The following is a 26685-nucleotide window of genomic DNA, read 5'->3' as shown; positions in this document are numbered from 1 at the left end:
TTTTTATAAATACAAAAGGAACAACTATGTTACATCGGAGCAAACCTGTTGTAACCATTGTTTTTCGTTCTTATTAAGATGGTGTGATATTTTATCAAATACTTGTTGATGATACTGGTTTAACCAATTTTTTTGGTTTTTGGATAACATTTCTGTATCAATAAGGTTTTTGTCAAAAGGCACCAATGTTAAAGGTTCAAATTGTAAAAAATTATTATGAGTGGCGGCGGTCACCAGCAATAAATTTTCCAAACGAATGCCATATTGACCAGAAAGATAATATCCTGGTTCATTGGAAATAATCATTCCTTCTTGTAAAGGAACTGGGAAAGGAATTGAGGAAATACGACAAGGGCCTTCGTGAACTGAAAGATAACTACCCACCCCATGACCCGTTCCGTGATCGTAATCTAATCCTTTTTGCCACAAGGAATATCGTGCCAAAACGTCTAATCGACTTCCTGTAGTGCCTTTTGGAAAAATAGCAGAGGATATCGCAATATGCCCTTGTAATACGGAGGTTACGGCCTCTTTTAAATCTTGAGGTGCTATATTTTTTCCTAGCCAAATGGTGCGTGTTATATCCGTAGTGCCGTCAAGATATTGCCCACCGCTATCAATTAAATAAGCTTTATCTTCTGTTAGAATTGAACAATTTTCAGGGGTAGCATGATAGTGAATAATTGCACCATTGGCACCAACGCCTGAAATAGCTGGGAAGCTTTCTTCTTTATAGAAATCACCACCAGCCTCTTGTCTGAAACCATTAAGTTTTTTAGCAACCTCGACTTCACTATGACCCACACCATGATGCTCTAACCAATATAAAAAGCGACACATCGCCACCGCGTCTCTAAGGTGGGCTTGACGTGATCCTTCTTGTTCAATTAAATTTTTACGAGATTTGGGCAACGTGCATGGATTGCTCCGTTTACTAAAAGTAACCTCATGTTTTTCAAGAGTTTGTATAAACCAGATCGGCGTTTGCGCTGGATCAAAAGCAATATTCATATTTGCCAAGGTGATTAAGTCGGTCTCTAGCTCTGTATGAGATTTTAAAAGAACATTATTCCCTAAAAATTCGGATAAATTGTTTATATATTGTGCAGCGTCAGCATATAAGGCAACTTCGTTCTGAGTAATAATCGCAAACACCAGTGGAATAGGCGTATAAGGCACATCTGAACCTCTGATGTTTAATAACCAACAAATAGAAGCTGGATCGCATAAAATATACGCATCTTCTTGATTAGCAATTAATGCTTGTTGGAGAATTTCGATCTTTTCATGATGATCTTGACCTGAAAATTGAATGTCATGAGGAACAATTGGATGGTGAGGTGGGGAAGGCTGATCGTGCCATATTGCATCGATCGGATTGGCTTCTATTGGAATTAATGTGATAGAAGAATGCTCAAAAGCTTTCAAATCTTTTTCACTCATCAGTTTTGGATCATATCCAAGCTGAATAGAGGGTTGATTTTGCTCTATAATCCATTGAAGAGGAGGATGTTTGGAAATATGAAAACTTTCCCAATGGTCTTGATTAAGTTCTTGCTGCATTTGCAAAATATAACGACCATCTGAAAAAACAGCAGCTTTTTGATCTAATATAACAGCCATACCTGCACTGCCAGTAAATCCAGTCAACCAAGCCAAACGTTCTGCGTAGGGTGCGACATATTCATTCAGAAATTCATCACCTCTTTGAATAACAAACCCATCGATCTGTTGTTTTTTGAAAATAGCGCGTATTTGAGCAAGCTTTTGTGCAGAATTCATCGTTTCTTGGACTTTTCAATAAGGTTTAGTCTTCAGTCGTTAAGATTTTATACATAAATAAAAGGTTTAACCATTGATCAAATTTAATCCCTGTTTGAGGTAAAATCCCACCATGTTTAAACCCAAACCATTCATGTAACCGAACAGACGCTGTATTACCCTCAGTGATGGCTGCAATCATTGCATGAACTTTATGGTGTTGAGCATAAGCAATCAGATCTTTCAGTAAAGCTTTACCTAATCCTTTTCCTTGAGCATGAGGGGATACATATACTGAATGTTCGACGGTGTGTTTATATCCGTCATAAACTCTGAATGAACCATAAGAGGCAAAGCCCAAGACTTTTTGAGTTTCATCAACCGCAACAAAAACGGGAAAGCCAGCTTTTTCTCTGGCTTCGAACCATTGCACTTGCTCTTGGTAAGTTCTTGGAATGGTCATCCAAAAAGCAGTGCCATGAATAATCTCATGATTTGTAATTTCAAGGATACCTCTGAGGTCTGAGGGAATAGCATGTCTAATATGGGTCATGATTTTGTCGGTTTATAGAGAATTAATGCAGCCCAGCTGCCTTGTATGATTTTTTCTTGTAATTTTAGCCCTTGGCGTTGATGAGCAATCAAAACCATAGGGATCTGCGTTGCCAGTAATCCAGATAGGATAACTCGCCCACCAGGAGCCAAATTTTTCGCTAAATCTTTGGCCATTTTGCATAAAGGTCGTGCAAGAATATTGGCAAAAACAAGATCAAAGGGGGCTTTTTTACGAATAGACGGTGATAACCATCCATTACCATGTTCACAGACAATTAAATTTCTTAACCCATTACGAATAACATTTTGCTTGGCTGCACGAACTGACCAAGGTTCGATATCAACAGCCAGCACTTTTTTATTTAATAAAGCCCCGGCACCCATTGCCAAAATGCCTGAACCACAACCAAGGTCTAAAATGCGTTGTGGTTTCAGATGGGCAATTTTTTCAAGCGCAATCAAACAACCCCGTGTTGATCCATGCTCACCCGACCCAAATGCAACCCCTGCATCCAAGGTTAACACAAGATGAGAAGGGGATGGTGTATCATCTAAATGCGTTCCACGAATGATAAATCTTTTTCCGATGGCTTGTTCAGGAAAGGCTTCATAGGTTCTGGCCAGCCAGCCATCGGTCTCGGTCGTTTTTCTTTGTAACTCAGGGGAAATACCAGAAATACTGTTGGCTAAGGTTAAGGCATTGGCAAGCTCTTCTTCGCCATAACCAACATCTTTGATGCCTTCCAAGCGCCAGATATTATTATCGGAATCTTCCTCGAAAATACCAACAGTTGGGCAAATGATGCCCAACGCATTTTCAAAGATTTCTACATGTGCTTCTGGAACAACAACAGAAATGGTTTCCAGAGCAGAGGCGTGTCTTTTTGTTTTTAATGTCATGATTCTAACGTTACAAAGCTGTCAATTACGTGTTTAATATCTGATTTATCAAAATCAACTTCAAGTTTATTATTTTCAGTGCTGAGAACAGTCCCATGTCCGAATTTTTGATGAAAGACACGGCTGCCGACTGGAATATTCTTGGATTGAGGTGCGGTATAAGAGCGTTTAGATTGTGAGTAAGAGGTTCCTTGTGAAAATTCAGTCGAAAATTTGGGCGATGAATAACGATCATAATAATCATTATTTCTTTTTGAACGATTTTGACTTTGCTTCAGATGAGAAGTTCGTTTTGTATGTTTATCCGAAAGCTCTTCTATAAAACGACTGGGGATAGATGATTGCCATTGTCCATAAATCTGTCTGTTCGCTGCATGAGAAATAAATAATCGCTGTTTGGCTCTGGTAATTCCGACATAAGCCAACCTGCGTTCTTCTTCAAGACCGTAATTGCCACTTTCATCCATCGTGCGCTGAGAAGGAAAAAGCCCTTCTTCCCAACCAGGCAAGAAAACAATATTAAACTCTAACCCTTTGGCGGCATGTAAGGTCATTAAGTTAACTTTATCATCACCTGATAAATCATCATTATCCATTATCAAAGAAATATGCTCTAGAAACTCGACCAAGGTTGGAAACTCAGCTGTTGCTTGGAAAAGTTCTTTAATGTTTTCCAGCCTACCAGCGGCTTCGAGCGACTTATCTTGTTTCCACATGTCAATATAACCACAAGTGTTTAGCAAATCATCAATGGCACTGACATGACCCTCTGTTTCGATTTTCTTTCTGGTTTGATCCAATTGATTCATTAATTGTGTCAGCTCTGTGTATATTTTTCCTTTGAGCTGATTGTTAATTAGTAAATAATCAACTGCTTGCAACATTGGAACGTCAAGTTCACGTGCGGTCATATGTATCTTTTGTAATGCGACGCTGCCGACACCTCTTCTGGGCACATTAATAATTCTTTCAAGAGCCAGATTATCATTTGGCTGGGCAACGATACGCATATAAGCAATAGCATCTCGGATTTCTGCACGTTCATAAAAACGTAATCCGCCAATAATTTTATAAGGTAAACCCAACATAATCATACGTTCTTCGAATGGTCGAGTTTGAGAGCCAGTTCTCATTAAAATCGCCATATCCCCATATCGATGCCCGTCTTTTTGTAAAGCAATTATTTGATCACAAATTAAACGGGATTCTTCGTCTGAATCCCATATAGAGGCAATATGCACTTTTTCATTTTGAAGTGTTTCATTCGCTGCTTGTAGTGTTTTTCCCAAACGTTGCGAATTATGATCGATTAATTCCGAAGCTGCACCAAGAATATGTTGAGTTGATCTGTAATTTTCTTCCAAGCGAATAATTTTGGCATTGGGAAAGTCTTTTTCGAATCGTAAAATATTAGCAACCTCGGCACCACGCCAAGAATAGATCGATTGGTCGTCATCCCCAACGCAACAAATATTCGCAACTTTATCGGATCGTTGTGCCAAAAGTCGTAACCATAAATACTGGATCGTATTCGTATCTTGATACTCATCCACTAATATGTATCTGAAATAATTCTGATATTTTTGTAAGATTTCTGGATGTTGATTAAAAATGTTAAAAACATGCAACATCAAATCCCCAAAATCACAAGCATTTAATTGCTGTAATCGCACTTGATAGGCGTGGTATATTTCTTGAATAATAATATTTTCTGGGGTATTTTTTTCAGAAGAAGGTAAATTCCCAAAGGAGTAGCCTTTATCTTTCCAAGACTGGATTGTTCCCAAAATAAGCTGGGGAGGGGTCGTTTTTACATCAATTGGATAAGAAGGAATAATTTGTTTAAGTAATCTGATTTGGTCATCAGTATCTAAAATTGTGAAATTAGAAGTTAATCCCACAAGATGTGCATTAATTCTTAGCATTTTAGCACAGATCTTATGAAAGCTGCCTAACCATAGTCCATCAACGGGTTGTTGAATTAAATGAGCAATTCGCTCACTCATTTCCTTTGAAGCCTTATTGGTAAAGGTAACAGCCAATATTTGATTAGGATATGCTTTGCCAGTTAACAAAATATGTGCAAAACGGGTTGTTAATACTCTGGTCTTGCCAGTACCTGCACCGGCCAGAACTAATACAGGTCCTTCTGTGGTTTCTACGGCTTCGCGTTGCGCTTGATTTAATTGGTTAAGATACTCGGTCATATTTTTGTAAATAACTTTGATGAATTACTATAAAGCAACATAAAACAAGATTTAAGATGAATAATTCTTTTTTACCGCCTGTTTCAAAAAGAAGCAAACAATTTACCACTCTGAATGGTGTTGGGCATCGGGGAAGGATGCGCTCAAAGCTATTGCAAAAAGGTGGACAAGCTTTTGAGGATTATGAACTTCTCGAAATGTTGCTTTATTTAGTCATTCCAAGAAGAGATACAAAGCCATTGGCAAAACAGTTAATTAATAGTTTTGGCTCGTTGGATGGGGTGTTTACTGCTTCGACTGAATTATTAGAAAAAGAGAAATTATCTCAAGAATTAATACAGTTAATTTCATTATTAAAACAATTAATAGAACGGTTTACTTTACCCGATTTTCAAAACCGTCCTTATTTAAAACGCTGGAAAGATGTGATTGTTTATTTAAATGAATATCCAATGGACAAAAACGACAATCACAAACATATGTTGCGGTTACTTTTCCTGAACAATCAACAAAAACTTATCTGTGATGAGTATATCTTACATGAAAATACAAAATCAATTTCATTAATCATACAAAAAGCACTAAATCTTTACGCAACCCATTTAATCACTATTTATTATGGTGTAGGTAATGAATTTACACCTTTAATGCGAAAAAATGAAACGAAATTTTCGATGATTCTACAGAGTTCAGCCCATCATTTTGATTTAAATTTAGGCGATCATATTATTTGTTTTGATTCTCAATATTTCAGTGTTTTAAAAAGTACCAATCTTAGCATATAATGAAAACTTGTTTTTATTAAAGGAGTCATTAATGTTATTGCGTCAACATGATCCTAACCCTGTCTCTATAATGAATGAAAAGTCATTATCTCCTTTTTTTATGGTTTGCGATCATGCTGGATATGCTATTCCAGATCAACTTAAAGATCTCGGATTACCAGAAAAAGATCGCTATCGCCATATTGCTTGGGATATTGGCATTAAAAACGTTGGTGAACTGCTATCGAAATTACTAGGTGCGACATTTATTACGCAAACTTATTCCAGATTAGTGATTGATTGTAATCGAGGGGAAAATAATCTCTCCTTAATTGCGGAAAAAAGTGATAATTCACTAATAAAGGGCAACCAAAACCTTAGTTCAGAGCAAAAACACGATCGTATCAATGAGATTTATAGCCCTTATCATCAAACCATCTCAACATTAATTGATGAGCGTTTGGCGACAAATATACAAACAATTTTTATTTCACTTCATAGTTTTACCCCAGTGATGAACGATGGATTTCAAAGACCATGGCATGCCGGAATTTTGCACGGTCGTAATAACCAATTTTCAATGATTTTTAAAGAAATACTTGAAGAAAATTATCATTATCCAATCGGTGATAATGAACCTTACGCTTTAACGGAACAAAATGATTACACGGTTCCAACACATGCTTATCAAAGAAACTTACCCTATTTAGAATTAGAAATTCGACAAGATTTAATCACATCAACTGATCAGCAATTTGAATGGGCGGAACGATTATCGCTTTTATTACCCATGGCATTAAAGGAGTATCAAACCCAATGCAAATTATAACAGGTAAAGCCAAAATCGCTGCCGTATTGGGATGGCCGATTGAACATTCTCGCTCGCCTTTGTTACATAATTTTTGGTTGCAAAGACATCAGATTGATGGCGCTTATATTCCTTTGGCCGTCAAAGCTGAAGATTTTAAAGATGTTATTCAAACTATGAAAGCAGCTGGTTTCAAAGGATGTAATGTCACCATTCCTCATAAAGAGGCTGCTTATCAATGTTGTGACATTGTCGATGAAACGGCTAAAAAGATGGGTTCAGTGAACACATTATGGTTTACAGAAGACGGAAAAATATGTGGCACTTCTACGGATGGGGATGGGTTTATTGCTAATCTCAGAGATGCAGGTCTTGTATTAACCAACAAAAAGATTTTGATTTTAGGGGCAGGCGGGGCAGCACGTTCCGTAGCTTATTCTTTATTGCAAGAAAATGCACAAATTACCATAACCAATCGAACGTTGAAACGTGCAGAACAGCTTGTGCAAGATTTAAGTTCTGGACGAGTTATCGATTGGCAGTCATGGACTAAAGAGCTTGGGGGGTTTGATCTGTTGGTCAACACAACGTCTTTGGGCATGGAGGGTAAAGAAGATTTTCAATTTGATTTGCAAAATGCAAGTAAAAATTTGGTAGTGACTGATATTGTCTATGTACCAAGAATAACGCCTTTATTAAAAGCTGCTGAACAAAAGGGGTTGAAAACCGTTGAAGGTCTTGGAATGTTATTGCATCAAGCACGTCTAGGGTTTTCAAAATGGTTTGGTGTTGATCCGATTGTCGATCATGAACTAACAGAGTTTGTTGCTAATAGTTTAAAGAAATAACCAGCTTATGAAAATATTAGGGGTTACAGGCAGTATGGGGATGGGGAAAAGCACGGTATGTGCTTTATTCCATAACTATGGTTTTCCAGTTTTTGATGCAGATCGTGTGGTTCATCAATTACAGGCACCTCATGGCAAGGGCTTAAAAAAGATAGAACAGACCTTCCCTGGTGCAGTTAAGAATAATGCCTTGGATAGGAATTATTTACGTCATCTAATTGTTCAAGATCGAAATAACTTAAAGAAAATTGAACAAATTATTCTACCAATGGTTGCCCAAGAAAGAGATAAATTTATTCGTTTGGCACAAGCCAGAGGAATTAAATGGTGTATGTTGGATGTGCCATTACTTTTTGAGAAAAAAATTAATTTACTTTGTACCAAAACGTTGGTGGTCGCAGCACCAGTCAATATCCAGAAAATTAGAATATTAAAACGTAATAAAATTACATGGGAACAAGCCAGAGCGTTTATAGATGCTCAAATCCCATCTAGAACCAAGTGTAAAATGGCTGATATTGTTATTCAAACAGGCTTATCCAAAGCACACACGTTTTTCCAAGTAAAAAAAATTATTCGCTTAATGCAGGCAGGTCAATTATGAATCAACGTTCAATTCTATTTGATACAGAAACAACAGGTGTTGACCCCGATAAGGGAGATCGCATTATTGAAATTGCAGCAATTGAGCTGATTAACGATTTGCCCACTGAAAATTTTTATCATGTTCTTGTTGACCCTGAACGTGATATTCCCATAGAGGCAACGCGGGTTCATGGAATAAAAATTGAAGATTTAAAAGGAAAACCTAAATTCAAAGAAATCGCTGATGATTTTTTAGAATTTATTCAAGATGATCCTTTGGTTGCTCATAATGCACCATTCGATTTTAAATTTGTAAATGCAGAGCTTAGCCGTGTCAAACGCCCAGCGATATCTTTGGATCGTATGATTGATACGTTAAAATTAGCGAGAGCAAAATATCCTTTATCGCCAAATAGTTTAGACGCGCTTTGCCGACGTTTTTCAATAGATCTTTCCGCAAGAACAACCCATAACGCCTTATTAGACTGTCAATTACTTTCAGAGGTTTATATTCAATTAACTGGAGGTAGGCAAAGAGGGTTAGGTTTTTCAAATGAAGATTCTGAAAAAACAGGAAAAGTTTATAAGAAGATACACGACCATACACCAATTTTTGTAAAGCCAACCCAGCAAGAACTGGAGGCTCATGACAAATTTATAGAAGAGAAGATGAAAAACTCTCTATGGAATCAAAAAGATTGATTGTTAATTAGGGAAAATGGAGCGTTGCAAATATGTTCCTATCATTGATTAAATGATTGAACACTTCTCTTGAAACTCATAAACATCTTTTCTTTGAAAAATAAAAGCCGTAGATATGAATGAACATTTTCCATCTTTTTAGATTACAGGCATATTATGGGCAATCAAAAACGCTTATCTGTTTCCAGATTTTTATTGACTACAGCTATCGTTTCTGGAGCTGTCGTTTCTTCTACTGCAGCACACGCGACCCCAAAACAAGATCCTTATAATACATTAAGTTTACAATGGGAAAATGACGCTGTTTCCACTCAAAGTGGCACATCTGATCGTTACTATACCAATGGACTAAGAGTCGGTTGGACATCACCAACGGATAGTCTTCCAACGCCCATCGCAGATATGAATACATTTTTATTGGGCAAGGGAATGCAACGTATTCATTGGGGTTTGCAACAAATGATGTTCACACCAAGTGATACCAGAGCTTATGCGAGATTGCCTCATGATCGCCCTTATGCTGGCGTATTACTAACAACGGTTAATTTGATCAGCGATACCGACACAACACGAAGTGTTTTTGGTATTCAAGCTGGTTTAATGGGACCTGGTGCTTTGGGACGTCAAGTTCAAAATGGTTTCCATAGTATTATTGGGGATCATAAAAATAACGGTTGGCACAATCAGTTGAAAAATATGCCTGTGTTCCAAGTGCAAATGGGACGTACATGGCGTTATAAATTTGCACAATTGGGTCATGTTGATTTTGATGTATTACCTTCTGCAGCTGGTGCTGCGGGTAACTATAAAACTTTTGCACAATTAGGTGGTATTGTTCGTTTTGGTCAAGGGTTAGATAGTGATTTTGGTCCATCTCGTATTGGTCCAGGCAATGATGGAACAGATGCTTATGTTGGAACCAATTTTGTTAATTGGTATGTTTTTGGTGGGGTTGACGGGCAGGCAGTTGCTTATAATTCTACGCTCCAAGGTGATCCAACGCACTCTCATCAACAGCATGTATCTAAAAAATGGGGTGTTGGTGAAATTGTTGGTGGTGCTGCTGTGATCGTCAAAGGTTATAAAATTGCCTATACGCAAACTTGGCAAACACAAGAATTTAAAGGACAAAGAAGCGGACTATTTAACTATGGATCTGTTTCTGTATCGTTTAAATTCTAATCAAACTACATAAAAGTTAAGATTTATTTGAAACCCCATTTAAATGGGGTTTTTTATTAGCTTATTTATTTCTTTGATTATTAAATAAAAGTAAATATATAAAATAATAGGATTATCTTAACGCACGTCTCAACATTTTCTTTGGATTGCGTGTAAGTAAGTAGAATCTAGCTGTTGCTAGGAATGCAATAACCGCTAGACCAACCCCCATACCTGCCCAAATACCCGGTGCACCAAAATGTTTATGAAAAGCGAACCATACACTTAAGGTATATCCAACTCCCCAAAAGCTAATTAATGCTAAAATCATAGGAATAGTGGTATCTTTAAGTCCTCTTAGAGCCCCCATTGCAACGGTTTGTATCCCATCAACAACTTGAAATAATCCAACGACCTGAATAATCGCAATAGCAATCGCAACTGTATTAGCATTATCCGGAGAAGATGCATCAAGAGAAAGACGAACAACCAAATAGGGGAAGAAAAAAATAATCGCACAGACAAAGCTCATAATAAGTGCACTTAATCCAATAGAAAGAAAACCACTTCTTTTTGCACGATAAGGCTTTTCGGCTCCAATCCAATAACTTACTCTAACATTGGCAGCCTGCGAAATTGCCAAAGGAATCATAAAGGTAAATGTGGCAAAGCTGAGGGCAATTTGATGTGCTGCAAGGGATTCTGTTCCCAATTTTGTCGCATTAAAATTGGCAAACAAAAAAAGGAGTATTTCCGCAGCTGAGCTGATACAAATCGGAAAACCTAATTTAAAAAGAGGGCGTAACAAAGATAAATCAATAGCAAAAGGATATAAATATTGTTTTAAATCTTTTTTACAATGAGCTACTCCAATCAAAATAAAGCTGGACATCCATAAAGCCAGAGTTGTTCCTAATGCAGAACCATAAAGTCCCATTTTAGGCGCTCCCCATAGACCATAGATAAAAGCGGCATTAAACACACCATTAATGACTGCGGTAATTGGGGTAATTTGCAAAAGAATTTTTGAGGCATTTAAAGCCGGTAAAATGACCCTGATTAATCCAGCACCAGCAATAAGAGGGGGTAAACCCCATAATAAAATCAGCATAAAATTACGAGATTTTACTAAAATTTCCTGATCATGTTCCCCATTCCATTGTAAAAGTGTGCTGGAATGATATAAAATAAAAAAACAAGGAATACATAAAAGTAATCCGAAGATATAGGTCGTATAATAAATCTTGGAAATATCTTTGATTTTTTTTGCACCAATATTTTGAGCAATTAAAATCGCAGCAGCACTAAGAGCAGATTGAAATACAATGCAAATTGAAAAGAATATATTGGTTGTTAACCCCCCAATTGCTAAGGTTTCTTTATTAACATGACCGAGTAATATGGTATCAGTGACCCCCATTGCCATTTGAAATAATTGAGCAAAAGCAATAGGGATTGCAATATAAGCAATGGCGACTAATTCATTCTTAAAGAAACTTCGTGTATTATTTTGCATTTGATGATCTATGGAACAAAGAAAAAAGACTTGTAATTTTGAGTAAAGAAAATAAAAAACATTAGATAGCTTTGAAATAGAGACAGTAAAGAAAAGAAAAAATGAGTAAATTAAATTTATCGTTATATGACAGTCGTCAACATAAGGTGGTTCCTTTTGTTGCTTTGGATCCTTTACATGTTCGTCTCTATTTTTGTGGACCTACAGTATATGATTTTTTACATATTGGTAATTTACGGGCAATGCTCACCGCCGATATTTTAGTAAGGACGCTAAGATCATTATATCCCAAGGTTACATATGTTCGTAATATCACAGATGTTGATGACAAAATCAATGCTCGTGCAAAATTAAATAATGAATCCATACAATCTTTGACACAAAGAACCACCCAAGATTTTCATCAAGATATGCAGTCTATGTATATATTACCCCCTGATGTTGAACCGCGTGCTACTGAACATATTAATGATATTCAACTAATGATTTCTCAACTTATAGAGAATGGACATGCTTATGCAGCCGAGGGACATGTTTTATTTTCTGTTCCTTCTTATAAAGATTATGGTCACTTATCAGGTAGAAATCCAGAAGAACTGATTGCAGGGGCAAGGGTAGAGGTTGCAACCTATAAAAAGCACCCAGGCGACTTCGTTTTATGGAAACCATCAAATGATGATGAACCAGGATGGGATAGTCCATGGGGTAAAGGACGTCCTGGTTGGCATATTGAATGTTCTGCGATGTCCTATCGTTATCTTGGGGAAAGTTTCGATATTCATGGGGGTGGGCATGATTTATTATTCCCTCATCATGAAAATGAATGTGCGCAAAGTCTATGTTGTTTTCCAGAAAGTAAATTTGCCAATATCTGGGTTCATAATGCCATGTTATTGGTCGATGGTGAAAAAATGTCCAAATCTTTGGGGAATTTCTTTACTATTCGTGAAATATTAGCACAACATAATCCCGAAGCTATTCGTTTTGCGTTATTACAAGCCCATTATCGTTCTGTGTTAAACTTTTCTCAAGCAGGATTAAAAGAAGCAAAACAAATTATGGATCGCTTTTATCGTGCATTATCTGCTTTTGAAAATGATTTAGATCAAGCTGATGATTTACCAGAAGCTTTTACAGAGGCAATGTTAGATGATCTTAATACACCGAAAGCATTGATGGTGATGCATCAATTGGCAGATCAAGCACTAAAAGGGAATAAAGAAGCAGCTACACAACTTAAATCTGCTGGTCAGCAGTTGGGGTTATTTAACACAATACCCTCGAAATGGTTTCAAAATACAGATAAAGCACAGCAAATAGAAGCGTTAATTGAACAACGTAATACTGCTAAAAAAGCGAGAGATTTCACAACAGCTGATCGTATACGCGATGAATTAAAAGACCAAGGCATTGTGCTAGAAGACAGCCCCAATGGCACAATATGGAGGCAAATATAATATGACTGGTAAAGATGGTGGCGCGGATTTAGTGCCTATCGGAAATACTCCAATCGTTATTTTAGTAAGACCACAACTTGGTGAAAATATTGGAACTGTTGCCAGAGCGATGGCAAATGGTGGATTATTTCATCTAAGGCTTGTTGCGCCTCGTGACGGATGGCCTCAATCTATTGCATGGAGAGCCTCTTCTGGTGCTGATCGCTTATTAGATAATGCCCAAATTTTCGAAACGGTTGAAGACGCAGTCGCTGATCTTCATCATGTTTTTGCAACTTGCCCACGCCCACGTCACATTATTAAACCTTTACTGACTGCTCGTGGTGGTGCGTTAGAGATGCGTGAGATGACCAATCGAGATTTAAACGTTGGAATCTTGTTTGGTCCAGAACGAACAGGTTTAGAAAATGACGATTTTGCTCATACAGATTATTGGATCAGATACCCATTAGACCCAAGATTTATGTCTTTAAATCTGGCTCAAGCCGTGATGATTATGGCCTATGAATGGTGGATGGCAACAGAACAAACGCCTCAACGTCAACTACAAACGAACGGCACGCATATTGCCAATAAAGGTGAATTAGAAAATTTTATGTCCCACCTTGTAAAAGAACTCGATCATTGCGGTTTTTTACGTAATGAGCAGAAGCGTCCAGGAATGGTTCGTAACCTTCGTCACTTCTTTCAAAGAGGAGAGGTGACAGATCAAGAACTACGAACCCTACATGGTATTGTCTCTGAATTAGTTCGAGGACCCAAGAAAGATAATCAATAAACATTAATATTATTGTTTGATCTTATTTTTTAAATTAAGACCCAGCTGTATCCAACCAGCCCCGACAAAAATAAGATCAAACGCAATCATAAAACCAATAAACCATAGTCCACTCAGAGGCTGAATAAAAAGCATAGCCCCTACGATAACACCCATAACACCACTAAACATTAAAAATCCCCAACCGCCTGTTGATTTGTGGTTTAATGCAATCATTATTCGCATGATGCCACCAAAACAAAAACAAACCGCCAGAAAAGTTGTAAGAATAAGTGATCCTAATACGGGTCCTTTAACAAGTAAAATTCCCCCAATTAAATAAACAATTCCCGCTAAGGCAGAAAAGATAAAACCTTTCCAACCTTTGACGTAACAAGCGTGAAAAATTTGAGCAATACCAGTAAGAATTAATACAACCCCTAAGGCAATAACCACAGCAATTGTCACGAGAACTGTATCAAGGAGTGCCAAACATCCTAAAATAAGTGTAATAATACCCAAGCCAACAAACCATTTCCACTTTTGTGCAAATAATTCTTCCATTAAAAACTCCTAAAGTAACGTTATTTGTTATTTATGCTATGCGTTTTAATATAGTTTTCCAAGCTAAAATATTAAAACTATCGAATATCAACCTTCTATAAATATTGCAAAACATTTATATAACGAAATGAATTCAGTTAAGAAAAATGCACCACAATTCGTTGAAACGAGGTGCATTTAAAGTGAATTTAACAATAATTAAAGTATAGAAAAGTTTTTCAATTTTTTATCATGGCTGCTATTCTTAGTTTTGTATTCATGCTACTTTTTTGATTTCTTGTGTTAATGATAAATAAGGTCCACCTGCGACTACATGAACAACTAAGATATTATAATGAACCTCTTGAGAGTTTTTATTACAACGTAGTCCCAAGGGCAAATCAGCATTCCCGTTTGTCCAACGATATAAGTGACTTTCGATACCATGCCAGCCATCTAAATCATTTTGGCTTAAATGTGTATCGATTGTTTTCATACTATTTTGACTTAATAAAGTAATATTGCCAATCAAAACGCCTAATTCCCTTCGATCATCGACAAATGCACCAATTGTATCACTCGGGCGGCTGTTTTGAGAAATTAACCGAATATTGTCTGTATCAGAAGGAATAGCAAAGAGAAAACGATCATTGTTTTGTGCGTGAGGATGGATAGTTTTACCGTTTTTCGTTGTAATATAAAGCTGAGAGTCATTATCCAACACAAGATCATTTATTCTTTTTGATAAACCAATATTTTGTGCCCTAGCAACTAAATCATTAAATAACGGTTCAACAGAGTTGCGGTCTGTCAACAAAGATGCACAGCTGTCTTTTTCCCAATTTTTGATGATTTTTTCTTGAGAAAATAAAATAACATTACCTCTTGAGTTATGAAACGTTTGGCGATTACCAGTATCTAGATAGCTTTCTGTTAACATTCCATCCGCCCAAATTACTGAATGAGTCTCTGTCTCAACATGATAATAAATATAATCTGTAATCGAATAATCATAAAATATATTATAATTATTAACTAACATACGGGCAGGAATAAATTTACCATCAAAAAACAAGCAATGTTCAGGGGTAATAAGTAAATCTTTACAAGGAACATTCTCTGCAATCGCATCTTTTAAAATGCGCACAGGATAACCAGCTATATCGTCAGAAAGATTAGGGTTTACAATAGCGTTTTTATATCCTATCCATTTGATTTTTTGTGTGACTTCTTTACTATTTTTCCAATCATAGGTGACTAGTTCATCGCCTACGCGTAACTCTTCCACTTTAATATCGCCATGGATTGTTTTAATAAGAGATCCTGTTAAAAAGCATACTTCATACACTAACTGTCCATCTCGAGAGGATAGGTTATAACCTGCATTTTCAGCTCCTATGATGTTCATAGTAATTTTAGAGCCATCTTTTAAAGTTAAGGTGACATGATCTGAACTAGGCTTTCCTGTGGCATCTTCATATGCTACGTTGACAACATCTTCTTGATTGATACCTTCTAAAATAATAGCATCTGAATTTCCGGGTTTTTCGCCTGAAAAACTATCAATCGTTGTTGTAATATTGATAACTGTTGTTGGGTTTTGTCCACCCGTTAAACCAGTGATAACGAGTTGTCCATTATTATGATTGAGTAACTGAGCGCTACCACCAGCACCGTACCAAATTACTGCAGATCCACCATAATCAATTGTGGTAGTACCACTTAAATTACCCCCGGTACTTATTGTTAAAACACCCCCATTACCAATAGTGTTATCATAAATGTTGCCATTGTTTAATACAGTTGCAGAACCATAGATAGTGGTATCATAAGCGTGCCCTCCGGAGGCAACCTCCATTGTCCCACCACTATTGATAATTGTGCCATAAGCCGAACCATTATTAGAGATCCCAAGACCAAGATCTGTATAGTTATTAATAATAGTATCTCTGGCTATTCCTTTATCGCTGACGAATAAAGTTCCTCCCTCATAAAGGGTTGTGCTAACAATTTGGCCATCAGCAACAGAAATGGTCGCATAGGTTGCTGTCGTATTTTCAATATAATTTGTTGATCCACTTAAAGCATATAAATGACCAGCTTTAATGTCTGTATTAAATGCACTACCACCATTAACAATAGTTAATCCTGCATTGTCATACATAGTGGTATTATTAATTATGCCGCCACTATATACACTAACATTACCATTGGCACTGATAGTCGTACCAGAAGCAATGCCATTATTATAAATATTTAAAGTATCATTAGTGGAAACTGTTGTACCACTAACTATTCCTGTACTCACATTGCTTGTCGATGCCATTTGATCATTCCTATACTTTAATTATTATTATATTGTTAGTATTATATGTAGTAATCAATGACTTTAATTACAATATAGAATAAGTATATTTTTTATTAATTGTTTTATTTATCAATTAGTACTTAGTTATTTATTATCTATTATTAAAAAATTATTAAAAAATTAAATAAATATTAATATATGTTAATTTTCATTAATATTTATTAATACATAGCGTTATCATATAATTTTAAATTAATAATATTTTGTAACGATTATTTTTATTAACTATTTGACTTTTTAAAATAATCTTCGTATACAGCTTTTACTGCTGGGAAAGAGGTTTATTGTTTTGACCAAGATAGTTAGAGGTTAACTTGGGAAATAAAATTGTAGACCCGTCCTTAATGGCTTAGGGAACTACCAGTACAATAAAAGGTTAGTATTGTTTGCCTCTGCAATATTAGATGTATAAGAAAGTTTTAAACCGTTATGAGTAAACGTATACAAAGTAAGTATAAAATTAACCGTCGTTTAGGCGTTAATTTATGGGGACGTGCAAAGTCTCCAATTAACAAACGCGAATACGGTCCAGGTCAACATGGTCAACGTCGTCGTTCAAAACCATCTGACTTTAGTGTTCAGTTGATGGCTAAACAAAAGCTGAAAGGTTACTATGGTAACATCAGCGAAAAGCAATTCCGTCGTTATTATGACGAAGCATCACGCCGTAAAGGGGATACTTCAGAAAACTTGATCAATATTTTGGAACGCCGTCTCGACGCAGTTGTTTACCGGTTGAAATTTGCAGCTACGCCATTTGCTGCACGTCAATTTATTAACCATGGTCATATTTTGGTTAATGGTAAAAAAGTAAATATTCCTTCATATTCTTTAAAAGATAATGATGTTGTTGAAGTTAAAGAAAAATCTAAACAACTTGCAATCGTTCTTGACGCTGTTCAAAGTAAAGAACGCGATACACCAGAATATTTGCAAGTAGATCATCGTCAAATGAAAGGCAGCTTTGTTCGTGCGCCTAAATTAAATGATGTGCCATATCCAGTAACAATGGAACCAAATCTAGTTATCGAGTTCTATTCTCGTTAATTATTCTTTGCTGTTATTGCAAGGTCGCCGAGCGGTGTATATACGCTCGGCTTTTCTGTGTTTAAACCCCACTATTTAACCTGAGTATTTTTCATGTCAAATTCAGCTCAATCTTTGCAAAAAGAAATCTCTCGTCGTCGAACATTTGCTATTATTTCGCATCCTGATGCAGGTAAAACGACATTGACAGAGCGTATTTTGCATGCTGGGGGTGCCATTCAGATGGCTGGAAATGTGCGTGCAAAACGTGAACAGCGTCGCACAAGATCTGACTGGATGAATATTGAAAAAGACCGTGGTATTTCCGTTGTTACCTCAGTAATGACCTTTGAATATGGTGGATGTATATTTAACTTGCTTGATACTCCAGGCCATGAAGATTTCTCGGAAGATACATACCGAACGCTGACCGCCGTTGATGCTGCAGTAATGGTGATTGATGCCGCCAAAGGGATAGAGGCAAGAACACGTAAATTATTTGAGATTTGTCGTCTTAGGGATATTCCCATTGTGACTTTTATCAACAAGATGGATAGGGAATCTCAGGACCCATTCGATTTATTACATGAAGTTGCTTCAGCATTGGCTTTGGAAACGACACCGTTAACTTGGCCTGTTGGCAGGGCTGCAAAATTCCTTGGAACTTACGATCTACGTCAAGATTCGATGCGATTGAGAGAAGAAGTCGCAGATACTGATGAACGCATTCTACAAATGCAAGATGAAGTGGAATTAGCCAAAGTCGGGTTGCCCGAATTTAACTTGGATGACTTTAACGCAGGGTTTTTAACACCTGTGTTCTTTGGTAGTGCGATCAAAGAACTTGGGGTGACGGATTTATTGGATGCGTTAGCAGACTTTGGTCCCAGTCCAAGAAATCAGGACAGTCAAGATCGTCAAGTTGCAGCCACTGAAGAATCCATGACGGCATTAGTATTCAAAATTCAGGCGAATATGGATCCTAATCATCGTGATCGTATTGCTTTTGCACGTATTTGTTCAGGTCGTCTTGAAAGAGGGATGAAGCTCAAACATACACGCACAGGAAAAACATTTGCATTACATACCCCTCAATTCTTCTTTGCTAGAGATCGTCAACTTGCTGAAGAGGCATTTGCGGGGGATGTAGTTGGTATTCCTAATCATGGCACATTAAGGATTGGGGATACGTTAACCGAAGGTGAAGATTTACAGTTCACAGGTGTACCTTATTTCGCTCCTGAGATCTTACGTCGTGTTAATTTAAAGGATGCTATGAAAGCAAAAAAACTAAAGCAAGCATTAACAGAATTGGCTGAAGAAGGCGTGGTGCAACTATTTAAACCCCAAGATGGCTCTGCACCGATTGTTGGTGTGGTAGGCGTATTGCAGTTGGACGTTCTACAAACGCGTTTAAAACATGAATATAGCGTCGAAATTACCTTTGATAATATATCTTTTTCTCAAGCACGCTGGGTTCAAGGGGACAAAGCACTTATCGAACGTTTTATTAATTCAAATCGTAGTGCTATTGCTGATGATATTGATGGTGATCCAGTATTTTTATCCACTTCAGATTTTATGATGCAGCGTACTATTGATGCCAATAAAGATTTATCATTCCATGATATTAAACAAATTGGGATTGGTATCACTTCCTAACTAAATCTGGCCAATGTTGAACTAAAAAACGAGTTGTGGGCAAAGTGTTTTCTGGTAAATCAGTATAAGAAGCACAGCAACATAACTCGTCATATTCTGGATTATTATTATTTTGCCATAACTCTGAAATTTCTGTGAATGATAATTCTGTCTTTAACAAAATTCCAACATCAATAATGTGCGTATTTGTATGTTCCGTTGCTGAGATGATTTTAGGATTAGTTAGATGGAATGTATTTAATCCTAACTCTTCGTTTGCTTCGGCTAAAAGTTGTTGAGTTAAATCAACATTATCATTTCTATCGCGTGATTCAACAGTTCCTGCAGGCGCAGATTGCCAATATCCCGGTAGATATACCGATTTATTTGTTCTTTTCCCAATAATAAATCCCTGAGGGCATTGAATAAGTCCAATAACAGCAAGAGATCGAATAGCAAGTTCTGAATATAATTCGGGTCTTTCTGTTTGAGCCAAAACATATTTATACTCAGTCCAATATCCAGTAATTAAATTTGAGGTTAATTCTTGAACATTAAAAATTCTACCATTAAATAAATAAGGAAATAGTTTCCTTTTTTCTTCCCAGATATCTTCCACTTGATTCTTGAGCTCAATAGATAAAATTTGTGGATTTGGAATAATAGTTATTGCTAGTGCTGAATCTAAAAAGATCGTTTCCCACTGCATTTCAGGGACCCTTAATTGAATATATTGGGAATTTAATCTGGGGGACCTGGATTCGAACCAGGGCTGATCGGGTCAGAGCCGATAGTTCTACCGCTAAACTATCCCCCAATAACGTAAATTTAGGTTGAAAACCTATCATTAAATTATTTATAAGACAAGTATATGATGGTATAGATTTAAAATAGAATATATAAAAGAAGCAAACAATTATTTAAATTCATTAATATTCAACGATATTCTTGAAAATATAGATAGTCTTAAAATTGTTATAGAAGTTGGACGAGGGGCATGTTCGCAGCATTAGACTTAGGAACAAATAACTGTCGCCTTTTGATTGTTTCTTCGGGTCAAAGGGGGGGGCGAATTATTGATAATTATAATCGCGTCGTTCGTTTGGGTGAAGGATTGTATGATACAGGGCTTTTGAGTGATGCTGCTATGGATCGTACATTAATAGCTTTACATCATTGTGCAGCCCGCATTCATCGCAGGAAATCATATAATTTGTATGCTGTGGCAACAGAAGCTTGTCGACGCGCTTCGAATGCATCTTCTTTTTTAGATCGAGTTAAACAAGAAACTGGATTGAACATTAACGTTATTTCACCCAGAGAAGAAGTTGAGTTAGCTGTTTGTGGATGCAGAACTTTTCTACATGACAAAGTTTTGCGACGGAATAGAACAAAAACATTATTATTTGATATTGGTGGGGGGTCAACTGAAATTGCTTGGGTTAGGATTGATCCCGTCAAGCGCAAGCAAACATTGATTGGATGTTGCAGTATCCCTGTTGGCGTAATTACTTTAAAAGAACAATTCAAAAAGCTAACGTTAAATGAATATTATCAAATGGTTGATTTTGTCATGAATAAAATTAATCATTTTGAACGTATTCATCAAATCAGAGCGGAGATATTACGCGAACAAGTGCAGTTTATTGGCGTAAGTGGCACCGTAACCGCTTTAGCCAGCATGATCTTGAAACAACCTAAATATAGTAGGGCTGCCATTGATGGATTATTGCTGGATACTACACAAGTAAAGGATATGATTCGTCACATTTTAGTCAGTAAATTCAATAAAATTTATGACTATGCTACAGTCCATCACAGTAAATTACACTATTTGCTACCTGGATGTGCTATCTTTGAAGCCATTCATACAATATGGCCTGTCGAAGATATTGTCGTTGCGGATCGTGGTATTCGTGATGGTATTATTACTAGTATGCAAGAAAATAAACTGACTAAAAATAATAAACATAATTTCAATCTTCCTCATTTTCTTGTAAAAAATTAAATTTTAAACTAATAAAGTTATTCATTATGGATGAAAAGAACGCGAACGAGAGTTCGCCTAAAAAGAAAAAATCTCGTTTTTCTACTGCCAGTTTAACGGTAAAGCTAAAAAAAAGTAATGGCCGTTCAACCTCTCAACAAAGATGGTTAACGCGTCAGTTAAATGACCCTTATGTTCGTGCAGCCCAACAACAAGGATGGAGATCTAGAGCAGCCTTTAAACTTATTGAGCTTGATGAAAAATTTAAGTTTCTTCGCCCAGGTTTGAAAGTCATTGACCTTGGTGCGGCTCCTGGTGGATGGTCTCAGGTTGCAGTTTACCGTAAGGCAACAAAAGTCGTTGGCATTGATTTGCTAGCGGTTGATCCTATTCCTGGTGCTGACATTATTCAGGGTGATTTTACCGATCCTGACAATATGGATATTTTGATTGATAAATTAGGTGGTAAAGCCGATTTGGTTATGTCTGATATGGCACCCAATACCACAGGGCATTCTTCGACAGATCATATTCGTATTATTAATCTAACCGAAGATGCCTTAGCATTTGCCTTAGATATTCTTGATATTCATGGAATTTTTATTGCCAAAGTTTTCCAAGGTGGCTCTGAAAAAGGGATGTTGGATACTTTAAAACAAAACTTCAAAGTTGTAAAACATGCAAAACCTCCAGCCAGCCGTAAAGAGTCAAAAGAGCTTTATGTGATCGCGACAGGATTTAAAGGAAAACCATCAACCCAGGAAGGATAATCCGTTAAAATAATTTTAACGCTTGTCGAAAATCACTTTTAAGTGTATGAAGAATTGCCAATAGTTGGAACCCAAAAAAACTTGGGTTATCCCTTTTCCGTATTATCATTTTATTTCTATAAAGGGCAGCAAGATGGCAAATTCTTCTTTTCAAATCAAACAGATTCGTGAAGCGCTGGCTTTCGATGATGTATTAATTATTCCTGCGCAATCTGATGTATTGCCCAGTCAAACTATTGTAAAAACGTTATTAACACGTTCTATTTCTTTAAATATTCCTTTGATTTCATCTGCTATGGATACTGTAACTGAATATGCGATGGCAATTTCTATGGCACAAAATGGCGGAATTGGTGTTATTCATAAAAACCTGACAATCGAGGAACAAGCTAATCAAGTTCGCCAAGTTAAACGCTTTGAATCAGGAATGGTCGTTGATCCTGTAACCGTTCATCCAGATAATACTTTGGCCGAGACGATTGAAATTATGAAGCGTAATCACATTAGTGGTTTACCTGTTATTGAACGAAATACTAGCCGTTTAGTAGGTATTGTCACCCACAGAGATGTGCGTTTTGCAACCAATCCTAATCAACCCGTTGCCGAATTGATGACTAAAGAAAATTTAATCACGGTCAAAGAAGGTGTTAAACCTGAAGATGTTAAAAAATTATTGCATCAACATCGTATTGAAAAATTATTAGTTGTAGATACTCAGGAACGTTGCGTCGGTATCATTACCGTCAAGGATATGGAAAAATCAGTTGTATATCCTTTAGCAAACAAAGATCAATTTGGTCGTCTTCGCTGTGCTGCGGCAACTGGTGTTGGTGAAGATGGATATCAACGTGGAGTGGCCCTAATTGAAGCTGGGGTAGATGTATTGGTTGTAGATACTGCACATGGTCATTCTTCTGGTGTATTAAAATCAATTGAACGTTTGAAAAAAGAGTACCCAGATGTGCAATTAATTGCAGGAAATATAGCAACACCTGAAGGGGCGAAGGCGCTTATTGATGCGGGTGCCGATGCTGTTAAAGTGGGTATTGGCCCTGGATCTATTTGTACTACACGTGTCGTTGCAGGTGTTGGCGTTCCGCAATTTTCTGCTGTGATGGAAGTTGCAGAAGTGTGTCACCGTGAAAATATTCCATTGATTGCTGATGGTGGTATTCGAACTTCTGGGGATATTGTCAAAGCAATTGGTGCTGGTGCTGATGTGGTGATGATTGGTTCTTTACTTGCTGGGACGGATGAAGCCCCTGGTGAAGTATTTCTTTATCAAGGTCGTTCCTATAAATCTTATCGTGGTATGGGCAGCCTTGGGGCGATGGCCAGAGGCTCTGCGGATCGTTATTTCCAACAAGATATCAAAGACAGCCATAAATTGGTTCCAGAAGGAATTGAAGGTCAAGTGCCTTATAAAGGTTCCGCCGAAGCCGTTGTTCACCAACTTGTTGGTGGATTAAAAGCAGGAATGGGATATACAGGCAATGAAACCATTAATGCCATGAAGAAAAATGTTCAGTTCCGTAAAATTACTGGGGCTGGATTAAGAGAGAGCCACGTTCATGATGTGACGATCACACGTGAAGCTCCGAACTATCGTCACAATTAATTAAAAGTAAATAAGTATCGAATTATGACTCCTTCCGCTCAAATATCTGCGGTTATTGAACTGCTATTAACTATTCAAAACCAAAGGCATGCACCAGCTGATGCAACGGCCAATCGTTTTTTCAGGCAACGCCGTTATATTGGCGGAGGGGATCGTCGATATGTTTCCGCTCAGATTTGGGAAATGATGCGCCATTATCGTAAATTACAATGGTGGTTAAAACGCATCGGCAGTCCAATTAACCCAAGAATGATGGTTGCTGCTTATTTAATGTTAACAGGTAAAACATTAACAGAAGTAAGCCACCTTTTTTCTGGTGAACGTTATGCGCCTTTACCGTTGACACAAAATGAGGGCTTGTATTTACAATCTCTTGAAGGTCAAGAGATTTTCTTCAAAGAGATGCCCAAAGCGGTTCGTTATGAGATCCCTGATTGGGTCTATCCTATGCTTGAACAGCAATATGGTGAAAATATCGATCGTGAACTTTCTGCATTACTAGAACCTGCATCTCTTGATCTACGCGTAAATCTTTTAAAAGAACAACGTGATAACGCCAAGGAAATGTTAAAACAAGAGGGCATATCTTCTGAAAATATGCCATTATCTCCTTGGGGATTACGAGTTGAAGGTCGCCAATCAGTTACTTCTACTAATCTGTTCAAAGATGGTATTATTGAGATCCAAGACGAGGGAAGCCAACTCATCGCATTAATGACTGGCGTTACATCTCAGATGCGTGTTCTTGATTTCTGTGCTGGTGCTGGTGGTAAAACATTAGCAATGGCTATGATGATGCAAAATAAAGGACAAATTATAGCGTCTGATGTCCACACCGTTCGGGTCAGTGCTGCTGAAAAACGTTTTCGTCGTGCAGGTGTTTTTAACGTGCAAACCCATCTATTTGCCGAAGGGGCAAAATGGATTAAAAGACGTGTAAAAACATTTGATCGTGTATTAGTCGATGCGCCTTGCAGTGGCACTGGAACTTGGAGACGTAATCCAGACGCTCGTCTTAAATTCAAAGAAAATGATTTAAATGAATTGGTTGCTAAGCAATCTGAGATTCTAGATTCTGCTGCAAAGATGGTTAAAGAGGGTGGTCGTTTAATTTATGCCACATGCTCTATTCTACAAAAAGAAAACCAAGATCAGATAGAGATGTTTTTAAAAGCGCATCCAGAATTTAAATTGGTTTGTTCAGATACGCCAGATGGGTTGCTGCCAGCAGATTTTTTAAATAATCCAACATTTCAATTGACCCCAGCACAATATAGAACAGATGGTTTTTTCTGTGCTGTGCTGGAACGTCAAAAAGATGCTGAATAATTATTTCAATTTATAAAAATAATTGATCAATTTTTCCATAGTGAGTCCTTGGACGATGACTGTGAAAATAACACAGATATAAGTCACAACAAGGATTTCACTTTTTGGAAAAATATTGGGCAGGGACAGAGCAATTGCTAACGAGATCCCTCCACGTAAACCTCCCCACGTTAATATTGAGATTAACCCTTTTGGATTGCTATCTTTATATAATAAATATGATCCACTGAGACCTACAGCAATGAAACGACATAAAATCAGGAATGGAATACAGGTTAACGCAATTAGGATCGTTTGCCAGTGAAATGGAATAACCATTATTTCTAAACCGATTAATAAGAATAATAATGTATTTAAAATCTCGTCAATCACGTGCCAAAACCCAGTGACAGTATCATGATCATCTTTTGATGGACGTTTTTGAAGATAATCCCCCATTAATAATCCACTGACAACCACAGCGATAGGTCCAGACATATGTAGATGATCCGCTAAAGAAAACGTCCCTGCAGCCAAGGCCAAGGAAAATAAGATAATAATATCATCGTTATTAATCCGCTTAATAATCGCCAGTGTGATGAATGCAGTAATAGCACCTAAAATGCCACTACCAAAAACTTCTTGTATAAAAGTCAAAGCCAATCCCGCAGCACTAGGGGAATGTTCACTGGTTGCAATACCAATTAATGTGGTAAATGCCATCAAGGCTATCCCATCATTAAATAAACTTTCGCCTGCGAAAATAGCTTGTAATCGGTAGGGGAGCCCCAGTCTGCCCAACATATTAATAATTGCAACTGGATCGGTTGGCGCCAAGATAGCCCCCAAAACAAGACACCAAACAAAAGAAATTGAAACAGAAAAAAGTGTAAACAATCCCCAGAACACTACCCCTAAGGAAAAAATACAAATTAATGTGCCCAAAATTGCCAAAGAGGCGACATTATATTTAGCTTTCCACAACTCATCTAATTTAATATGTAAACTGCCAGCAAATAATAAAAAAGCCAAAGCCCCATTTAAAAGAAGTTTAGGAAAATCCATATCTGCCAAAAGATCTTTTGCAAAGTGATATCCAGAGAAAAACGTAATCGAATAATCACATACAAAAAGAATTAATGAAAATATAAACGCCATAATCATAATTCCAATCGTCATTGGAAGGCGGAAATATTTATGATTTATTGTGCTGCTGATCGCTGTCAGTAAAAATAAGCAAGATACAATTGTTAAGATATCCATTGGCCTCTTCTTTTGCAGTTTATTGTTTTTTTCATAATAACTTTTTTTTTATGATAATATAAGTGATAATTGTAGTATTAATAAGATATTAAAGCTGATATGATTTTCATATATTTTTAATGAATAGTTCGTTTATTATA

Annotated in this window: 23 protein-coding genes and 1 tRNA gene; 14 read left to right on the top strand and 10 right to left on the bottom strand. The window is 37.0% G+C overall.

The annotated features are described in order from the left end of the window. Positions 1–24: 24 nt before the first annotated feature. The 4 genes from PQG52_RS04245 to PQG52_RS04230 are packed head-to-tail and all read right to left on the bottom strand — an operon-like array spanning position 25 to position 5423. Positions 25–1782: an aminopeptidase P family protein gene (locus PQG52_RS04245; RefSeq protein WP_271828075.1), complete on the bottom strand. Its 1758-nt coding sequence runs from the start codon at positions 1780–1782 to the stop codon at positions 25–27. Positions 1783–1807: 25 nt separating this feature from the next. Further along, positions 1808–2314: a GNAT family N-acetyltransferase gene (locus PQG52_RS04240; protein WP_271828073.1), complete on the bottom strand. Its 507-nt coding sequence runs from the start codon at positions 2312–2314 to the stop codon at positions 1808–1810. Continuing rightward, positions 2311–3216 (bottom strand): 50S ribosomal protein L11 methyltransferase, encoded by a 906-nt coding sequence (locus tag PQG52_RS04235; protein ID WP_271828071.1) that lies wholly within the window; start codon positions 3214–3216, stop codon positions 2311–2313. Before PQG52_RS04235 ends, PQG52_RS04240 begins: the two co-directional genes overlap by 4 nt. Next, positions 3213–5423 carry an ATP-dependent helicase gene (locus PQG52_RS04230; RefSeq protein WP_271828069.1) on the bottom strand — a complete coding sequence of 737 codons (2211 nt, stop codon included), beginning with the start codon at positions 5421–5423 and terminating at the stop codon, positions 3213–3215. The genes PQG52_RS04235 and PQG52_RS04230 overlap by 4 nt, the downstream gene beginning before the upstream one ends. A 56-nt stretch (positions 5424–5479) precedes the next feature. Here PQG52_RS04230 and PQG52_RS04225 point away from each other — a divergent pair, with 56 nt between their 5' ends. The 6 genes from PQG52_RS04225 (at position 5480) to PQG52_RS04200 (ending at position 10312) form a co-directional block, all read left to right on the top strand. After that, positions 5480–6208, top strand: coding sequence for a JAB domain-containing protein (locus PQG52_RS04225; RefSeq protein WP_271828067.1), 729 nt, complete (start codon positions 5480–5482; stop codon positions 6206–6208). 31 nt (positions 6209–6239) lie between these two features. Then, on the top strand, positions 6240–7016 hold the full coding sequence (locus PQG52_RS04220; RefSeq protein WP_271828065.1) for an N-formylglutamate amidohydrolase: 777 nt from the start codon (positions 6240–6242) through the stop codon (positions 7014–7016). Continuing rightward, the gene (locus PQG52_RS04215) at positions 7004–7843 is read left to right on the top strand and encodes a shikimate dehydrogenase (protein WP_271828064.1); all 840 of its coding nucleotides are present in this window, start codon (positions 7004–7006) and stop codon (positions 7841–7843) included. The genes PQG52_RS04220 and PQG52_RS04215 overlap by 13 nt, the downstream gene beginning before the upstream one ends. A 7-nt stretch (positions 7844–7850) precedes the next feature. Then, a complete protein-coding gene (coaE, locus tag PQG52_RS04210) occupies positions 7851–8447 on the top strand; it encodes a dephospho-CoA kinase (protein WP_271828063.1) in 597 nt (198 codons plus the stop codon). After that, positions 8444–9130: a DNA polymerase III subunit epsilon gene (gene dnaQ, locus PQG52_RS04205; RefSeq protein WP_271828062.1), complete on the top strand. Its 687-nt coding sequence runs from the start codon at positions 8444–8446 to the stop codon at positions 9128–9130. Before coaE ends, dnaQ begins: the two co-directional genes overlap by 4 nt. A 156-nt stretch (positions 9131–9286) precedes the next feature. After that, entirely contained in the window at positions 9287–10312 is a 1026-nt protein-coding gene (locus PQG52_RS04200) for a lipid A deacylase LpxR family protein (RefSeq protein WP_271828061.1), read from the top strand. 112 nt (positions 10313–10424) lie between these two features. On the opposite strand, the gene PQG52_RS04195 is transcribed toward PQG52_RS04200, so the two are convergent. Continuing rightward, positions 10425–11807 (bottom strand): MATE family efflux transporter, encoded by a 1383-nt coding sequence (locus PQG52_RS04195; RefSeq protein ID WP_271828060.1) that lies wholly within the window; start codon positions 11805–11807, stop codon positions 10425–10427. 101 nt (positions 11808–11908) lie between these two features. On the opposite strand from PQG52_RS04195, the gene cysS reads away from it, so the two are divergent. Next, a complete protein-coding gene (cysS, locus tag PQG52_RS04190) occupies positions 11909–13264 on the top strand; it encodes a cysteine--tRNA ligase (RefSeq protein WP_271828059.1) in 1356 nt (451 codons plus the stop codon). A 1-nt stretch (position 13265) separates the two neighbouring features. After that, a complete protein-coding gene (locus tag PQG52_RS04185) occupies positions 13266–14042 on the top strand; it encodes an RNA methyltransferase (protein WP_271828181.1) in 777 nt (258 codons plus the stop codon). Between the two features lie 9 nt (positions 14043–14051). Here PQG52_RS04185 and PQG52_RS04180 read toward each other — a convergent pair whose 3' ends face one another. After that, entirely contained in the window at positions 14052–14585 is a 534-nt protein-coding gene (locus tag PQG52_RS04180; RefSeq protein ID WP_271828058.1) for an HdeD family acid-resistance protein, read from the bottom strand. Positions 14586–14841: 256 nt separating this feature from the next. After that, positions 14842–16890: a Hint domain-containing protein gene (locus tag PQG52_RS04175; protein WP_271828057.1), complete on the bottom strand. Its 2049-nt coding sequence runs from the start codon at positions 16888–16890 to the stop codon at positions 14842–14844. Positions 16891–17361: 471 nt separating this feature from the next. Here PQG52_RS04175 and rpsD point away from each other — a divergent pair, with 471 nt between their 5' ends. Beyond that, a complete protein-coding gene (gene rpsD / locus PQG52_RS04170) occupies positions 17362–17979 on the top strand; it encodes a 30S ribosomal protein S4 (protein ID WP_271828055.1) in 618 nt (205 codons plus the stop codon). A gap of 93 nt (positions 17980–18072) precedes the next feature. Further along, positions 18073–19620: a peptide chain release factor 3 gene (locus PQG52_RS04165; RefSeq protein WP_271828054.1), complete on the top strand. Its 1548-nt coding sequence runs from the start codon at positions 18073–18075 to the stop codon at positions 19618–19620. On the opposite strand, the gene PQG52_RS04160 is transcribed toward PQG52_RS04165, so the two are convergent. Then, positions 19610–20308 (bottom strand): NUDIX hydrolase, encoded by a 699-nt coding sequence (locus tag PQG52_RS04160; RefSeq protein ID WP_271828053.1) that lies wholly within the window; start codon positions 20306–20308, stop codon positions 19610–19612. The genes PQG52_RS04165 and PQG52_RS04160 overlap by 11 nt on opposite strands. A 37-nt stretch (positions 20309–20345) precedes the next feature. After that, a tRNA-Gln gene (locus PQG52_RS04155) sits at positions 20346–20416 on the bottom strand. Between the two features lie 180 nt (positions 20417–20596). Here PQG52_RS04155 and PQG52_RS04150 point away from each other — a divergent pair. The 4 genes from PQG52_RS04150 (at position 20597) to PQG52_RS04135 (ending at position 25303) form a co-directional block, all read left to right on the top strand. Beyond that, positions 20597–21607 carry a Ppx/GppA phosphatase family protein gene (locus PQG52_RS04150; RefSeq protein ID WP_271828052.1) on the top strand — a complete coding sequence of 337 codons (1011 nt, stop codon included), beginning with the start codon at positions 20597–20599 and terminating at the stop codon, positions 21605–21607. A 26-nt stretch (positions 21608–21633) separates the two neighbouring features. After that, positions 21634–22356 (top strand): RlmE family RNA methyltransferase, encoded by a 723-nt coding sequence (locus PQG52_RS04145; protein ID WP_271828051.1) that lies wholly within the window; start codon positions 21634–21636, stop codon positions 22354–22356. 133 nt (positions 22357–22489) lie between these two features. Then, a complete protein-coding gene (gene guaB, locus PQG52_RS04140; RefSeq protein WP_271828050.1) occupies positions 22490–23974 on the top strand; it encodes an IMP dehydrogenase in 1485 nt (494 codons plus the stop codon). A gap of 24 nt (positions 23975–23998) precedes the next feature. Continuing rightward, positions 23999–25303 (top strand): RsmB/NOP family class I SAM-dependent RNA methyltransferase, encoded by a 1305-nt coding sequence (locus tag PQG52_RS04135; RefSeq protein WP_271828048.1) that lies wholly within the window; start codon positions 23999–24001, stop codon positions 25301–25303. Here PQG52_RS04135 and PQG52_RS04130 read toward each other — a convergent pair whose 3' ends face one another. Beyond that, a complete protein-coding gene (locus tag PQG52_RS04130) occupies positions 25304–26545 on the bottom strand; it encodes a cation:proton antiporter (protein ID WP_271828047.1) in 1242 nt (413 codons plus the stop codon). It abuts the gene before it with no gap. Positions 26546–26685 lie beyond the last annotated feature (140 nt).

This window comes from Commensalibacter communis (genome assembly GCF_947179105.1).
Classification (GTDB): Bacteria; Pseudomonadota; Alphaproteobacteria; order Acetobacterales; family Acetobacteraceae; genus Commensalibacter; species Commensalibacter communis.
This window is presented reverse-complemented; position numbering and strand designations above follow the sequence as displayed.